Source organism: Kangiella sp., assembly GCF_048265365.1.
Lineage (GTDB): Bacteria > Pseudomonadota > Gammaproteobacteria > Enterobacterales > Kangiellaceae > Kangiella.
Genome location: NZ_JBLXBT010000001.1, coordinates 1,893,085 through 1,907,491, shown reverse-complemented (window position 1 = coordinate 1,907,491; position 14,407 = coordinate 1,893,085). Strand labels below are relative to the sequence as shown.

The 14,407-nt window shown below is 44.4% G+C and carries 18 protein-coding genes; 16 read left to right on the top strand and 2 right to left on the bottom strand.

Going from position 1 to position 14,407, the window contains the following annotated elements; genetic code table 11:
- Position 1: 1 nt before the first annotated feature.
- Complete coding sequence (gene pgaD / locus ACN0VI_RS08835) at positions 2-457, top strand: poly-beta-1,6-N-acetyl-D-glucosamine biosynthesis protein PgaD (RefSeq protein ID WP_331889898.1); 456 nt, start codon at positions 2-4, stop codon at positions 455-457.
- Between the two features lie 8 nt (positions 458-465).
- On the opposite strand, the gene ACN0VI_RS08830 is transcribed toward pgaD, so the two are convergent.
- Positions 466-1,014, bottom strand: coding sequence for a peroxiredoxin (locus tag ACN0VI_RS08830; protein ID WP_417446483.1), 549 nt, complete (start codon positions 1,012-1,014; stop codon positions 466-468).
- 68 nt (positions 1,015-1,082) lie between these two features.
- Here ACN0VI_RS08830 and ACN0VI_RS08825 point away from each other — a divergent pair, with 68 nt between their 5' ends.
- From ACN0VI_RS08825 to ACN0VI_RS08815, 3 genes are read left to right on the top strand one after another with little or no spacing between them, the layout of a single operon-like run.
- The gene (locus tag ACN0VI_RS08825; protein WP_417446482.1) at positions 1,083-1,637 is read left to right on the top strand and encodes a GNAT family N-acetyltransferase; all 555 of its coding nucleotides are present in this window, start codon (positions 1,083-1,085) and stop codon (positions 1,635-1,637) included.
- A gap of 15 nt (positions 1,638-1,652) precedes the next feature.
- On the top strand, positions 1,653-2,159 hold the full coding sequence (locus ACN0VI_RS08820) for an O-acetyl-ADP-ribose deacetylase (protein ID WP_417446481.1): 507 nt from the start codon (positions 1,653-1,655) through the stop codon (positions 2,157-2,159).
- Positions 2,160-2,189: 30 nt separating this feature from the next.
- Entirely contained in the window at positions 2,190-2,945 is a 756-nt protein-coding gene (locus ACN0VI_RS08815; RefSeq protein ID WP_417446480.1) for a fructosamine kinase family protein, read from the top strand.
- A 49-nt stretch (positions 2,946-2,994) separates the two neighbouring features.
- Here the strand turns inward: ACN0VI_RS08815 and ACN0VI_RS08810 are convergent, their stop codons facing one another.
- Positions 2,995-3,585 carry a Maf family nucleotide pyrophosphatase gene (locus tag ACN0VI_RS08810; RefSeq protein WP_331889888.1) on the bottom strand — a complete coding sequence of 197 codons (591 nt, stop codon included), beginning with the start codon at positions 3,583-3,585 and terminating at the stop codon, positions 2,995-2,997.
- Positions 3,586-3,739: 154 nt separating this feature from the next.
- Here ACN0VI_RS08810 and ACN0VI_RS08805 point away from each other — a divergent pair, with 154 nt between their 5' ends.
- The 12 genes from ACN0VI_RS08805 (at position 3,740) to holB (ending at position 14,350) form a co-directional block, all read left to right on the top strand.
- Positions 3,740-4,264 (top strand): YceD family protein, encoded by a 525-nt coding sequence (locus ACN0VI_RS08805; protein ID WP_331891706.1) that lies wholly within the window; start codon positions 3,740-3,742, stop codon positions 4,262-4,264.
- 14 nt (positions 4,265-4,278) lie between these two features.
- Positions 4,279-4,443 carry a 50S ribosomal protein L32 gene (gene rpmF / locus ACN0VI_RS08800; protein ID WP_331891705.1) on the top strand — a complete coding sequence of 55 codons (165 nt, stop codon included), beginning with the start codon at positions 4,279-4,281 and terminating at the stop codon, positions 4,441-4,443.
- Between the two features lie 144 nt (positions 4,444-4,587).
- Positions 4,588-5,625: a phosphate acyltransferase PlsX gene (gene plsX, locus ACN0VI_RS08795; RefSeq protein WP_417446479.1), complete on the top strand. Its 1,038-nt coding sequence runs from the start codon at positions 4,588-4,590 to the stop codon at positions 5,623-5,625.
- A gap of 133 nt (positions 5,626-5,758) precedes the next feature.
- Complete coding sequence (locus tag ACN0VI_RS08790) at positions 5,759-6,721, top strand: beta-ketoacyl-ACP synthase III (protein WP_417446478.1); 963 nt, start codon at positions 5,759-5,761, stop codon at positions 6,719-6,721.
- Positions 6,722-7,029: 308 nt separating this feature from the next.
- Entirely contained in the window at positions 7,030-7,959 is a 930-nt protein-coding gene (gene fabD / locus ACN0VI_RS08785; RefSeq protein ID WP_417446477.1) for an ACP S-malonyltransferase, read from the top strand.
- A 54-nt stretch (positions 7,960-8,013) separates the two neighbouring features.
- Positions 8,014-8,760 carry a 3-oxoacyl-ACP reductase FabG gene (gene fabG, locus ACN0VI_RS08780; protein WP_331892311.1) on the top strand — a complete coding sequence of 249 codons (747 nt, stop codon included), beginning with the start codon at positions 8,014-8,016 and terminating at the stop codon, positions 8,758-8,760.
- Between the two features lie 220 nt (positions 8,761-8,980).
- Positions 8,981-9,220 carry an acyl carrier protein gene (gene acpP / locus ACN0VI_RS08775; protein WP_012801122.1) on the top strand — a complete coding sequence of 80 codons (240 nt, stop codon included), beginning with the start codon at positions 8,981-8,983 and terminating at the stop codon, positions 9,218-9,220.
- Between the two features lie 216 nt (positions 9,221-9,436).
- Complete coding sequence (gene fabF / locus ACN0VI_RS08770) at positions 9,437-10,678, top strand: beta-ketoacyl-ACP synthase II (protein WP_331892313.1); 1,242 nt, start codon at positions 9,437-9,439, stop codon at positions 10,676-10,678.
- Between the two features lie 119 nt (positions 10,679-10,797).
- Positions 10,798-11,637, top strand: a complete 840-nt coding sequence (pabC, locus tag ACN0VI_RS08765; protein WP_417446476.1) for an aminodeoxychorismate lyase — start codon at positions 10,798-10,800, stop codon at positions 11,635-11,637.
- A gap of 48 nt (positions 11,638-11,685) precedes the next feature.
- The gene (gene mltG, locus ACN0VI_RS08760) at positions 11,686-12,690 is read left to right on the top strand and encodes an endolytic transglycosylase MltG (RefSeq protein ID WP_331892316.1); all 1,005 of its coding nucleotides are present in this window, start codon (positions 11,686-11,688) and stop codon (positions 12,688-12,690) included.
- Between the two features lie 17 nt (positions 12,691-12,707).
- Positions 12,708-13,355 (top strand): dTMP kinase, encoded by a 648-nt coding sequence (gene tmk, locus ACN0VI_RS08755; protein WP_417446475.1) that lies wholly within the window; start codon positions 12,708-12,710, stop codon positions 13,353-13,355.
- Positions 13,352-14,350, top strand: a complete 999-nt coding sequence (holB, locus tag ACN0VI_RS08750; protein ID WP_331892320.1) for a DNA polymerase III subunit delta' — start codon at positions 13,352-13,354, stop codon at positions 14,348-14,350. Before tmk ends, holB begins: the two co-directional genes overlap by 4 nt.
- The last annotated feature ends 57 nt before the right edge of the window (positions 14,351-14,407 follow it).

Sequence of the window (14,407 nt, the reverse complement as noted above, 5' to 3'; positions counted from 1 at the left end):
AATGCAAGATTTAATTATTGATAAGCCGGATGCACTTAAAACTCATCATAAGGTTACCTATCTAAGTGTGACTTTTATCTTTTGGGCAATAACTTTTTACCTTTGGCAACCACTGATAAGTCTGGTTGCCTGGTACTTTGGTTTTGAACTCTTTTATAACCACATGATTGAGTTGGGTGGCTATAAAGAGTTTGCCAATATTTTGCTCATCTATCTCCAGATTATTGTTTTGCTTGGAGTGATATTTTTAACATGGGCAAAGGTCAATGAACGCAGGTTTAGAGGTAAAAATCGTCGCAAGCTGGTTGCGGTTGTAACTGATAGCGATGTAGCTTCATATTTCAAAATCGATGTAAAAGAGCTAAAGCAATTGATGGAGCAGAAAACTCTGGCTCTAGATATTAGCGACGATAGAGTGATTCAATTTGAATCAAGTAAGACAACCAAGGTAGCCTAGGCCTGCTGTTATTCAGCCAGGCCTTTTTTAAGTTCTTTTAATTTAGCGACCACATCTTTCATGTGCGTATCGGGATCTACATCATCATAGTGGTAAACGATGTTGCCTTCAGGATCGATGATGAAGGTTTGGCGTTTGGCATATTCGACTGGACCAAAACCGCCTAAAACGTCATAAGCTGTGGCAGCTTCTTTATTCACATCAGCCAGAATACTAAAAGGTAAGCCATGAATTTCTGCGAACGATTTGTGTGACTCAACGTCATCTAACGATACGCCAACCACATCCGCATTAAGCGCTTTAATGTCTTTATAGCCATCACGGAAGTTTTTCGCTTCAGTAGTACAGCCAGGGGTGTCGTCTTTTGGGTAGAAATACAGCACCAGCCATTGCCCTTTATAGTCTTCAAGGCTTTTCCACTCTTCATTTTGGTCCTGTAGCTTAAAATCTGGCGCCAAGGCACCAACCCAACTTGTTTCAGCTGTTGCAGAAAAGCTGAAAGCCATCAGTAGTGCTGTCAATATAGATAATAGAAAGTGTTTCATAACAGTGTTCATTCCAGTAGACCTTTTGTAAGATTGTAGAACTATTTGTTGCAACTTAATACCTGAGAGCTCAATTTTCTGTGAAGACTTCCAAAGATACTGTTATTAAATTACCTGTGCTCGAAACCGAGCGCCTTATTTTGCGTCATTATCAGCAATCTGATTTGTCTGCTTATTATGAAATGATGGCAGATCCTGACGTAACCCGTTATCTATTTTCCGGCAAACCCATGTCTAAACATGATGCCTGGCGCAGTATGGCTACCATGGCGGGTCATTGGATGCTCAATGGCTATGGCCAGTGGGCGCTGGAAGAAAAGAGTAGCGGACAGTTTGTGGGTCGCGCTGGGCTTATAAAACCTGAAGGCTGGCCGGCAATAGAGGCGGGCTGGGTGTTACACAAAAGTGCCTGGGGCAAAGGGTATGCTACCGAAGCTGGTCGAGCGATCATTGGTTATGGTTTTGAAGAACTGAACCAGGAGCGCATTATAAGCATGATCCAACCTGATAATACGCCATCCATTAAAGTTGCAGAACGTCTGGGTGAGTCATTCAACAAAAAGATAACTCTGTTTGATATCGATGCGCTGGAATATGCTATAGATAGAGAGGCTTATCAAAAATTTTATAAGTGACAGGAAGGATTCGGAATGACGTTAAGGCTAGATGCGGGTGACATTACTCAGCTTTATGTAGATGCCATAGTGAATGCGGCAAAGAAAAGCTTGCTTGGAGGTGGCGGAGTGGATGGAGCCATTCATCGCGCCGCTGGCCCCGAGTTGCTGCAAGAGTGCAAAACTTTAGGTGGCTGCGAAACGGGTGAAGCCAAATTAACTAACGGCTATGACCTTCCAGCTAGACACGTCATTCATACGGTGGGACCCGTCTGGCAGGGTGGCAATGAGAATGAAGCTGAACTATTAGCGAGTTGTTATATGAATTCCTTACAACTGGCGGAACAAAAAAAACTGAGAAGCATTGCCTTTCCCTGCATCAGCACCGGGGTTTATGGCTATCCAAAACAACAGGCGGCAGCTATTGCCGTCAATGTCTGTAAAATGTTTGTCAGTAATACCGAATCGTTAAAAGAAATCATTTTCTGTTGCTACGATGATGAAAGCTTGGCCATTTATCGACAGCTATTGATCGACTCCTAACCATTGCTTAACCAACCAATATAGAAAGCTATGTTTTATAAAAGTAACCGTTCTCAGTTTACTGACCAGCTTATCCAAGAGGCGAAGGGGCTGGAACTGTTGCGTAATGCTATTCAAAAGTATCAGGTTCCTTATCTAAACATCCCCAATATTGAATCAGTGTCTGATGAGCAGATGGTGTTGCAGCAAGTTAACAGTTTTGCCTGGAGTCCACAGTCAATGAATCAGCTTGGTGAAGGGCTCGCTCATTTACATAAAATTAAAGCTCCACATTATGGACTGGAAGAAGATAACTATATTGGACTCAACCCGCAGGTGAATGGGCGCTTTGAGCATTGGGGAAAGTTCTTTATTCAACAGCGTCTACTCTATCAAACTAATTTGATTAAAGACCCCAAAGTAAAACGTCTGCTTGAGGAGCCCATTCTTGAGCGCAAAGATTTATTGGAAACCTGGCTCAACCGGCATTGTATTCACCCAAGCTTAGTACATGGTGACTTATGGTCAGGCAATGTCCTGTTTGATGAGCAAGGCCCCTGGCTGATAGATCCCGCAGTCTATTATGGTGATCGTGAAGTAGATTTAGCCATGAGTGAGATGTTTGGTGGCTTTAGTGAAAGCTTTTATGAAGGCTACGACTCAATCTACCCCAGAACCAGCGCCTACCCTCAGAAAATAGCGATTTATAATTTGTATCACTACCTGAACCACTATAATCTTTTTGGCGGTGCTTACTTGCAGTCATGCAGAAACCTGATAGACCAGATTAAGTACTACTTTGATTAGAAAGTTGTGGATAAGCCCTTCGACTACTTTATTTAACTAATGAGTATGTTCAAATTAACTTCACTCCAAACTCTCTGAGTCTGGTTGCCAGCGCTATCAATGGTAATCCTATCAGGGCAGTCGGGTCTTTGGACTCAATAGCCTCAAACAGCACAATTCCCAAGCCTTCACATTTAAATGAGCCTGCGCAATTGAGGGGCTGTTCTTTTTCAAGATAAGCCGTTATTTCTTTATCAGTAAGCTGGCGAAAATGCACCTTAGTAGCAACGACGGTCGTTTCCTGGGATGCATCTTGTCCTGTTGTCACACATAAAGAGGTGTAAAAAGTAACGGTTTGACCGGAACAGGCTTTAAGCTGTTCAATGGCTTTATCCATAGTGCCTGGTTTACCGACTATCTGATTATTAAGAACACACACCTGATCCGAGCCAATGACCAGTGCCTCGGGATGACTAACCGCTATTGCAAGGGCTTTCTGTTGCGCTAGACGTGCTACCAGCTCAATCGGTTCTTCATCGGGGAAGGGCGTTTCGTCAATATCGGGTGATATAGTGCCAAAACCTTCTAAGATTCGACTCAAAAGCTCTTTTCGGTAAGGCGAAGAGGAGGCGAGGATAATGCGGTCTTTCGGCTTATTCATCAGTGTTTTTATTCCGGCTTTTCATTAGAGAATCAGTTGCTTAGGGCCAATTGTGTAAGAATTATCTAAAAAAGCAATCAAATAGGCGAAAATTGCTTAAAAATAGCGGGTTTGCTTTGACTAGACCACAAGATATATGTATTATTGCGCGCCTATGTCAAGTCGCAGGTTCCCGGCATCGCTTAGTCCCAATAAATTTGTGGACCAGGGCAAAGAAATTGATGCCACCCTTGAGATTGATTATTTCGAGCGTTTTCGCCAGTTGTTGCATTCTTCAAAAGGCGAAATTCACTGTAAAATCAATGGTGAGAGGGTTAAAGACACTCGTACAACTTCACTGCATGTGGCTATCACTGGTGAGGTCGAATTAGTATGTCAGGGCTGTACTGAACCTTTTGTGTTCAAACTTGATCGGCAAGCAGTTTTGCGTCCGGTTTATTCGGAAGAGCAAATGAACAATGCCCCAGATGATGTGGAGCCAGTGCTTGTTGGCGAAGACGGATTAGATATAAAATCAGCAGTAGAAGACGAGCTGATTTTATCACTACCACTCATTCCTTTATTTGGTGAGTGTAAAGAGCTGGAGGCCTACCAATCAGGCGAGCTTCCAGAAGAATCAATTGAGCAGGCGGAAAAGGGTAACCCTTTTAATGCCTTAAAAGATTTAAAGTTTGATTAAGCAGGAGAACGCTAATGGCCGTACAAAAGAATCGTAAAACACGCTCTACGCGTGGCATGCGTCGTTCACACGACACTTTGAGCGCACCAACATTATCAGTTGAAAGTGAAACTGGTGAAATCCATCGTCGTCACCACGTGACTAAAGATGGTTTTTATAAAGGTCGCAAAGTCGTTTAATTCTTTTTTAGAGAGTTCTTCTCAGAACTCCTAACGAAGATAAGAGTTTGGTTCGAAACAATTTATTATTGATTGCTGGTTTCAATGCTGGCTAAAACAATGATAAGTTTACTGTTAACAACCGATTTATGTTGACCTGTTCCCGTGACTAAAACTCTAGCAATTGATTGTATGGGGGGCGATTATGGCCCCTCAGTTATAATTCCAGCGGCTTTAAAAGCGCTGGAATTCCATTCTGATATCACTATTTACCTGGTTGGCCATCAAGAACAGGTCAAAAAACAGGTCTCTCAACTCAATCCTCAAGCATTTGATACTTTCGGTGACCGTTTGCGTATTCAGCATGCGTCCGAAGTTATTGCTATGGATGAAAAGCCGTCTCAGGCCATTCGTAATAAATCCGATTCCAGTATGCGCGTCAGCTTGCAGCTCGTTTGCGATGATGTGGCTGATGCATGCGTAAGTGCGGGTAATACTGGCGCTTTGATGGCTTTGGCGACCATTCTGATCGGAACCCTGCCTGGTGTTGAACGTCCGGCGATTGTTGCAGAACTTCCGAACAAGAAGGGCACCGTCAGCCATATGCTGGATCTTGGCGCTAACATTGACGCTAGCGCAGAACAACTGACCAGTTTTGCCATGATGGGCCATGTGTTGTGTCAGGCGGTGGATGGCATAGATGATCCTAAAGTAGCCTTATTGAATATCGGTGAAGAGCAATCTAAAGGCCGTGATAGCATTAAGTTAGCCGGTGATATCTTGAGCAAACAAGCGGAAATCAATTACGTTGGTTTCATTGAAGCAAACCAGATTTTTAATGGCGATGTTGATGTTATAGTTTGTGATGGCTTTACCGGTAATAATGTTCTGAAAGCCTGTGAAGGCATTACTCGTTTCCTGTATGATCAGCTGAAGGTTGAATTTACTCGTAATTGGCGCAGCAAGCTGATTGCGGCGATGGTAAAACCGGTCTTAAAAAGTTTCCAAAAGCGCATCAACCCCGACCAGTATAATGGGGCAAGTCTGTTAGGATTACGCGAAATTGTGATCAAGAGTCACGGTTCTGCTGATATCAAAGCGACTTTGTGCGCTATAAATAAAGCGATTTCAGAGATAGAGCGTCAAGTTCCTCAGGAAATCCAGAATAAAGTAAGTCACCTGGTATTACCGATAGATCATTAATCTATTGAAGTATGCTCTTAAGATCCAGGTGGCCATTAAGATTTGTAGATACTCAGTGGATTTTTTCTCACAAAGTCAGTAAATGAGTCGTTTGTAGATAAATATCCGGTGAATGATTAAAGGGTAGTTAAGTGTGAAATATTCTAAAATTCTTGGTATGGGCAGCTATTTGCCGGAAAAGGTTTTAACGAACGCCGATCTTGAAAAAATGGTCGATACCACTGACGCGTGGATCACAGATCGCACCGGTATTAAAAAGCGTCATATCGCTGCCGACGACCAGTCAGCCTCTGACTTAGGTTTCGAAGCGGCAAAGAAAGCCATTGCCAACTCAGGCATTGAAGCAAAAGATATCGACATGATCATCGTCGGCACCGCAACGCCTGATAAAATGTTCCCAAGTGTCGCCTGTTATATTGGCCACGCATTAGGCATTGGCGGCGTACCAGCATTTGATATCACCACTGCCTGCCCAGGTTTTGTTTATGGTTTAAGCATCGCTGACCAATTCATCAAAACCGGCCACCGCAAAAACGTCTTAGTAGTCGGCACAGAAGTGCTATCGCGTCTGGTGAACTGGGATGACCGTTCAACCTGTGTGATTTTCGGTGATGGTGCAGGCGCTGCGGTAGTTACAGCAAGTGAAGAGCCAGGTATCCTATCGACGCATATCCATGCAGACGGTGGTTATGGCGACCTACTGTACTGTAATAACGGCCTAAGAGGCCAATTGGGCGAGTTCCCGGAACCGCAAATCGTTATGCGTGGTAATGAAGTTTTTAAGGTTGCAGTGAAAACACTGAGCCAAATCGTAGATGAAACCCTCGAAGCCAACAATATGCAAAAAGAAGATATTGACTGGTTGATCCCTCATCAAGCAAACATCCGTATTATTCAAGCCACAGCCAAGAAGCTCGGCGCTTCGATGGATAAAGTCGTGGTGGCGGTTGATCGTCACGGTAATACATCCAGCGCTTCTATTCCGTTGGCCATGTGCGAAGCGATTGAAGATGGTCGTATTAAGCGCGGTGATGTGTGCTTGTTGGAGAGTTTTGGGGGTGGATTTACTTGGGGTTCAGCCCTTATAAGATATTGATCAAAAGAGCTAATACGGCGCTGAGGCTTTGTTATCGAATGTTTGAAAAGCTTGTTATTGAGTGGACTCAACGCCGCGCTTTTCAAACATTGATGTCTCGCCTCAGCATTGTCTAGCTCTTTTTCGGTAGTGCTGAGAGTTGCAGAATCATTTGTAGAGTGCGTCGTGACGCAGATCCTGCCCTAGGGGTACCGCTTTTGATCTTAATACAGTGCTTTAGATCATTTAACGACATAAATCGCTGCTGATGCTTTATGAGAATCAGCTTTAAATAAATCAAATAACTTATTGAATAAAAAGATTTAATTATGAGTAAAACAGCATTTATCTTTCCAGGTCAGGGTTCGCAGGCGGTTGGTATGCTTAGCGATATTGCTGAAAAATATCCTATTATCGAACACACTTTCGCTGAGGCTTCGGAAGCTTTGGGCTACGATCTTTGGCAGCTGGTGCAAAAGGATGAAGAGGGCAAGTTGAACCAAACTGAGTTCACCCAGCCAGCTTTGTTAACAGCCAGTGTTGCTTTATGGCGTTTGTGGCAGCAGGAAGGCGGCACTAAGCCAGCATTCTTAGCGGGTCACAGCCTAGGCGAATACAGTGCTTTGGTGGCTTCTGGTGTGATAGAGCTAGGCGATGCCGTTAAGTTAGTAGAAGCTCGTGGCCAATTCATGCAGTTAGCTGTTCCTGCCGGTACCGGCAAAATGGCCGCTATCATTGGCTTGGACGATGAAAAGGTTCGTGATGCCTGTGCTGTTGCAGCACAAGACGAAGTGGTTGAGGCGGTTAATTATAACTCTCCTGGCCAGGTCGTGATTGCGGGCAGTGCCGATGCCGTTGAGCGTGCCATGGAAGCCTGTAAAACTGCTGGCGCTAAGCGTGCCTTACCGCTTCCAGTCAGTGTTCCTTCTCATTGTGCTTTGATGCGTCCTGCGGCGGAAAAGCTTGCTCATATGCTTGAAAGCATCAATATCAATACTCCGACCATTCCAGTGATCAATAACGTGGATGTGTCCGTTGAAACCGATCCTAAAGCCATTAAAGATGCATTGATTCGTCAGCTGTACAACCCTGTTCGCTGGACCGAGACGGTGCAAAAACTAAAATCAGAAGACGCTCTAAACTTATTCGAATGCGGACCGGGCAACGTGTTGTGTGGTTTAGCGAAGCGCATAGACCGCGAGCTAAACGCTGCGCCATTAGCCAGTTTAGATAAGTTTGAAGCAGCGCTTTCAGCCTGATCACAGAATTAAGTTCTACTGACAAGATAGAATACATCAGAAAGGAAATACACCATGAGTTTGAATGATAAAATTGCATTAGTGACAGGCGCCAGTCGTGGTATTGGCCAAGCTATTGCTCACCGCTTAGCCCAGTCGGGCGCTACGGTTATTGGTACCGCAACATCTGAAAGCGGTGCTGAAAAAATTACTGAAAACTTTAAAGCTGCTGGTTTGAATGGCGTTGGCATGGCGCTTAACGTCACTGACCCAGAGAGCATCGAAAGCGTTTTAGACGCCATTAAAGGCGAACATGGCCGCACTCCGGATATTCTTGTTAATAATGCGGGTATCACTCGTGACAACCTGCTTATGCGTATGAAGGACGAGGAGTGGGAGAGTATTCTCAACACTAATCTGACTTCAATCTTCCGTCTGTCAAAAGCCTGTTTACGCAGCATGATGAAATCAAAGTGGGGCCGCATCATTACTATCGGCTCTGTAGTTGGCACCATGGGCAACGCAGGTCAGGCTAACTATTCAGCCGCTAAAGCCGGTTTGATTGGTTTCTCGAAATCATTGGCTCGTGAAGTGGGTTCACGCGGAATTACCGTCAACGTGGTTGCGCCGGGCTTTATTGATACCGACATGACCAAAGCGCTTAATGATGACCAAAAACAAGCCATGTTTGACCAGATCCCTATGGCTCGCTTAGGTCAGCCAGAAGAGATTGCTAACGCCGTGAACTTCCTGGCTTCTGAAGAATCAGGGTACATTACTGGCGAAACGATTAACGTTAATGGTGGTATGCATATGGTTTAAAGCAGTTATGCCAACCGAGCCTGGTTTAGGATATTGGTTATATAACAGCTTTAAATTAACAAACTGTCATATTAAAATAGCGGCCAATTCTGCTATTATGCAAAACTTGATGCAGGTCTGACCTTTGCTAAAAAAGTGAATTTAAACTTGCAAGTTTGCTGGAGTTAACTAAACTACCGTCGCAGTATAATACTGTGATATACAAGAGGATTTAAAACAGATGAGTACTATCGAAGAACGCGTAAAAAACATCGTTGTTGAGCAATTAGGTGTTAAAGAAGAAGAAGTGACTGCTGAAGCTTCTTTTGTTGATGACTTAGGTGCGGATTCATTGGATACCGTTGAATTGGTTATGGCTCTTGAAGAAGAGTTTGATACTGAGATTCCAGACGAAGAAGCTGAGAAAATCAACACAGTACAAGCCGCTATTGACTACATTAAGGCGAATGTTGACGCGTAATTTAACTCGTCTGCAATTTATTCGTAATAGTTAGCGAATGTAAAATGGGTAAAATACGAAAGTATTTTGCCCATTTGTGTTTTTATAGCTTAAAAAAATCTGGGCGACAAATAAGCCCTGTCTGTGGCTGAAGCAATGTTCTGTTGAGTAGTAAGGTTTTCGGCAGAGCTGATAACTGTATAAAGGTCAACAGACCCTGAACGAGAGGTAAGTTCCTTGAGTAAACGTAGAGTTGTAGTTACCGGTTTAGGCATGTTAAGCCCGCTTGGTAACACTATTAAAGATTCATGGGATGGAATATTAGCATCGAAAAGCGGTGCCAATATGATCGAGGACTTTGATGCCAGCAATTTAAGTACCCGATTCGTTTGTTCGGTAAAAGACTTTGATGCTGAGCCAGTATTGGCCAAAAAAGATGCACGTAAAATGGATATCTTTATTCAATACGGTATCGTTGCTGGTGCTCAGGCTTGGGAAGATTCAGGTCTGGAAGTGACCGAGCAAAATGCCAGTCGCATTGGTGCTTGTGTGGGTGCTGGTATTGGTGGCATGACCACCATTGAAGAAACCAGCATTTTGAATCATGAGCGTGGCCCGCGCCGAATTTCTCCTTTCTTTATTCCAGGCTCGATTATCAATATGATTTCAGGCCACTTGTCGATCAAATATGGCTTGAAAGGCCCTAATATTTCTATCGTTACTGCCTGTACAACAGGCGTGCATTCTATTGGCCACGCAGCGCGAATGATTGCCTATGGTGATGCCGATGCGATGCTAGCTGGTGGCGCTGAAAAAGGCTCGACGCCAGTTTCTCTTGGCGGCTTTGCTGCGGCCAAAGCACTTTCCACTCGCAACGATGATCCTCATGCGGCTTCGCGCCCGTGGGATAAAGACCGCGATGGTTTTGTGATGGGTGATGGTGCTGGTGTGATGGTGCTGGAAGACTATGAGCATGCCAAAGCACGTGGTGCCAAAATTTATGCAGAGGTAACCGGTTTTGGTATGAGTGCTGATGCCTTCCATATTACTTCGCCGCCAGCTGATGGTGAAGGTGCGGCTAGCTCTATGCGCAATGCATTAAATGATGCAGGTCTGAACCCAGAAGATATTCAATATATCAATGCGCATGGTACTTCAACTCCGGTAGGCGATATCGCCGAAACCCAAGCTGTTAAAGCTGTATTTGGTGATGCCGCGCGTAAAGTTATGGTTAGCTCAACCAAATCTATGACTGGACACTTGCTCGGTGCTGCTGGTGCCGTAGAAGCTATCTTCAGCGTATTAGCGATACAGGATCAGGTGGCGCCACCAACAGTGAATCTGGATAACCCAGGTGAAGGCTGTGATTTGGATTATGTGCCTCATACTGCACGCCAGGCTAAAATTGAACATACCTTGTGTAATTCGTTTGGTTTTGGCGGCACTAATGGTTCATTGGTGTTTAGTAAGTTAAAGTAAGTGAGTTTAGTTAACCCGCACAAAGGCTCTCAATTGAGGGCCTTTTTGCTGTCTGGCTTTTAAAGAAGAGCTTTCAAATTTGCGCTGTATCTTGTTCGTTTTTACATTAGAATGCTTTGATGAATTCGAAAGACGCTAACATTTCATCTGGCCAGATATGGCTCAATGGTCAACCTTGTCAGGAGATAACGATCACCGATCGCGGCCTGCTATATGGCGATGCATTTTTCACCACCATTAAAGTAACTGATGGTCGCGTTGAGCATTGGGCATTGCATGCTGAGCGTTTGATGCTTAGTGCTGAACGGCTTGGTTTCCGACCTCTGGACTTAACTTTGATTGAAGCTGAATTACAGGCTTTCGTAAAAGAACAGTCGCAAGTTTCGCAATCTGTCGATGGTGTTGTGCGGTTAACGATTAGTCGAGGCTCGGGGATGAGAGGCTATAAAGCGCCTGACTCACCTGAGGTGCGGCGTGTCTTGAGCTGGTCACCTATTAAAAATTCAGCAAGTTTTGATTCTGGTGTTGGTTTATCTATCTGTTCAACACCACCGATTATTCATCCTGCTCTAGCTGGCGTAAAGCATTGCAATCGACTGGCTGAGGTGCTGGCGGCTGAGGAAGTTCCGCAGGAATGTTTCGATGGCATTATGAGGCTCAACAACAAAGTGATATGTGGCACTAAATCGAATATCTATTTTTACCTTAATGAGCAGTGGCAGACGCCAAAGTTAGACCAGGCCGGAGTTAACGGTACGGTTCGTCGTTGGTTGTTAAATAACCAGTCTAATTTTGTAGAGGCCGAGATAACTCACAAAGATGTAGCTTCAGCTCGCTACTGCTTGGTATCTAATGCAATAGTCGGTATTATTCCTGTGAGCGTCATTGGCTCAACTGATTATAAGCTTTATCCCGATTGGCAGAAATTAGCTCTAAGCTACCGCCAGTCTGCATTTTAGAGTGATGCATAACAATTCTTACTACAATAATTGATCTAAAGAGTATTAATGAAAAAACCAATATTGACCTTTTTTATTCTGATTGTCCTAATTTTTTCGGGTGTCACCTGGTACTTGTGGAATGGCTTTCAGGACTTTATGCAACAGCCGCTGGGTATCGAGCAAGAACTGGATGTTAAAAAAGGCACCAGCGCCTATAGTCTTGGCCGCCAATGGCAGCAGGACGGCAATATTAAGCAATTCTATTACTATCAGTTGCTGCTTAAATTGAAACCTGAACTGCGTTCCATTAAAGCAGGCAACTATGCAATCACATCTGATATGACTGCGGTGGATGTGTTGCAAAAACTGGTCGCTGGCGATGTCATCAAGTATCAGTTCTCAGTAATTGAAGGTTCCAATATTTATGAGTTGTTGATCGCATTGGAGATCAACACAGATTTAACGCATGAGATCGATTACAGCCAGGAATACGATGTAATTTTTGACGCCTTGCAGTTTGTTGGCCAACAACATCCTGAAGGCATGTTTTATGCGGATACTTATCAGTTTATTAAGGGCGATTCTGACCTGGATATTCTGAAGCGAGCTTATGCTCGCCTGCAAACGGTATTAGACGAAGAGTGGCCTAAGCGAGCCGATGATTTACCTTATGACACGCGATACAAAGCTTTAATCATGGCTTCGATTATTGAAAAGGAGACCGCAGTTCCAGCGGAGCGCCCTGAAATATCCGGTGTCTTTAAGCGTCGTATCGAAAAGAATATGCTGCTACAAACTGACCCAACCATTATTTATGGTTTGTTGCCTGAGTTCGATGGCGACATTCGTTACAAGGATATTCGAAATCCTCATCCGTGGAATACTTACGTCCACCGTGGCTTGCCGCCAACACCGATTGCTATGGTCGGTCGAGAAGCGATTCAGGCTGCTTTAAATCCACAGTCCGGCGATACTTTGTACTTTGTGGCCAAGGGTGATGGCAGTCATCAATTTAGTCGAACCTTAGAAGAGCATAATCGTGCTGTTCGTAAATACCAATTAAATCGATAGCGGTGTTTGGATTAATGATGGATAAAAAGACAGGTAAATTTATCACAATTGAAGGCACTGAAGGTGTTGGCAAATCCACTAACATCGCTTTTATCAAAGCCTGGTTCGAAGCAAAGAATATTGCGCTACTGCATACGCGTGAGCCAGGCGGGACGCCGTTTGCTGAAGAGATCCGAGAACTGCTTTTGTCTCAACGAGAAGAGCAGGTTGATGCTAAAAGTGAGCTACTGTTAATGTACGCTGCAAGAGCTCAGCATGTCAGCCAAAAGATTAAACCAGCGCTTGAACAAGGCCAATGGGTGTTGTGTGATCGTTTCAGTGATGCCAGCTTTGCGTATCAGGGGGCGGGCAGAGCGCTTGGCCTTGATAAACTGGTCGCGCTGGATCAGTGGGTGCTGGAAGGTTTTAAACCTGATTTGACGATACTGTTGGACTTACCGGTTGAGGTCGGTTTGTCGCGCGCGCAGGAGCGAGGCCCGATTGATCGTTTCGAAGAAGAAAAAGTCGAGTTTTTTGAACAGGTGCGTGATGGCTATTTGCAGATTGCTCAGCAAGAGCCTGAACGCGTCAAGATTGTCGATGCGCGCGGTAGTTTAGAAGAGGTTCAACAGCAGATTGAGCAGGTGCTTATTAATTTCTATCAGCAGCAGGTCTCCGGCTCATGACATCCGTTGAAGTATGGAACCAAAGTCGTTTTCAGCGAGTGCAGGATCAATTCCAGCAGGGCTCATTGCCACACGCTGTTCTGTTAATGGGGCCAGAAGGGATTGGTCGCGAAAATTTTGCTCAGGCTCTGGCTCAATGGTTGTTATGCCTAAACCGTCAAGACGAAGCCTGTGGTGAGTGTAAAAGCTGTTTTTTATTTGATGCAGGCCATCACCCTGATTATCACCTGCTGGATATTGAGCCCGAAAAGACGCAGATTTCAGTAGGGCAGGTGAGAGAGTTGATTACCTCAATGCAGGAATCATCGCATCAGGGCGGCTGGAAAGTCTCTAATATTACTAATGTTCAGGCCATGAATGCGAGCTCGTTTAATGCACTGCTTAAAACCCTGGAAGAGCCGCAAGAGAATACTCTGCTTATCCTGCAAACTTCACAGTTGCAAGGTGTTCCACCGACCATTCGTAGTCGTGCCCAGTTATTATCACTGAGTGTTGATGATCAGGAAGGGGTTAAACAATGGTTGATGGAGCGTCAGGGTAGCCTGAGCCAGGCTCTTGAGGCTGCTCTGAATCTGTTTCCGCAAGCACCTTATAAAGCTGAAGACTTTGGGGTTAATGGTGATACACTGAAATATGCCGAGTTCATCGTACAGATGAATGACTTGGTCCAGGGAAGCAATACCCCCATTCAAATGGCCCAGTTTTGGCATGAAGATGTGGCCGATGCAGTGTTTTGGATGCAGTTGATGGTGCGCGATATTCTACTGATTCAACAAGCTGGCAAACAGGCTGATTTACTCTTTATGCAGCAAAAGCAGGAACTTGAAGTGCTGGCTAAAGCCATAAATGGACAAGGCTGGTTGATGTTGTTGGAGAAAATAAATGAGCTCCAACGGTTGATTAAGCAAAAAAGTCCCGTTAATCTAATGGCATCGTGGCAAAGCTTGTTGATTTTTGTCACCCAAATTGCCAGTAAATACAAACCGTTAGATTAATTATATTAGAAACTGGTTAATGGTTATTAAGACTTTCACGATTAAGGCAGTTACCCA

Coding starts and splice junctions, on each gene's coding strand:
- pgaD (WP_331889898.1), top strand. CDS start 2: ATGCAAGATTTAATTATTGATAAGCCGGATGCACTTAAAACTCATCAT.
- ACN0VI_RS08830 (WP_417446483.1), bottom strand. CDS start 1,014: ATGAACACTGTTATGAAACACTTTCTATTATCTATATTGACAGCACTA.
- ACN0VI_RS08820 (WP_417446481.1), top strand. CDS start 1,653: ATGACGTTAAGGCTAGATGCGGGTGACATTACTCAGCTTTATGTAGAT.
- ACN0VI_RS08815 (WP_417446480.1), top strand. CDS start 2,190: ATGTTTTATAAAAGTAACCGTTCTCAGTTTACTGACCAGCTTATCCAA.
- ACN0VI_RS08810 (WP_331889888.1), bottom strand. CDS start 3,585: ATGAATAAGCCGAAAGACCGCATTATCCTCGCCTCCTCTTCGCCTTAC.
- ACN0VI_RS08805 (WP_331891706.1), top strand. CDS start 3,740: ATGTCAAGTCGCAGGTTCCCGGCATCGCTTAGTCCCAATAAATTTGTG.
- rpmF (WP_331891705.1), top strand. CDS start 4,279: ATGGCCGTACAAAAGAATCGTAAAACACGCTCTACGCGTGGCATGCGT.
- fabD (WP_417446477.1), top strand. CDS start 7,030: ATGAGTAAAACAGCATTTATCTTTCCAGGTCAGGGTTCGCAGGCGGTT.
- fabG (WP_331892311.1), top strand. CDS start 8,014: ATGAGTTTGAATGATAAAATTGCATTAGTGACAGGCGCCAGTCGTGGT.
- acpP (WP_012801122.1), top strand. CDS start 8,981: ATGAGTACTATCGAAGAACGCGTAAAAAACATCGTTGTTGAGCAATTA.
- pabC (WP_417446476.1), top strand. CDS start 10,798: ATGAATTCGAAAGACGCTAACATTTCATCTGGCCAGATATGGCTCAAT.
- mltG (WP_331892316.1), top strand. CDS start 11,686: ATGAAAAAACCAATATTGACCTTTTTTATTCTGATTGTCCTAATTTTT.
- tmk (WP_417446475.1), top strand. CDS start 12,708: ATGGATAAAAAGACAGGTAAATTTATCACAATTGAAGGCACTGAAGGT.
- holB (WP_331892320.1), top strand. CDS start 13,352: ATGACATCCGTTGAAGTATGGAACCAAAGTCGTTTTCAGCGAGTGCAG.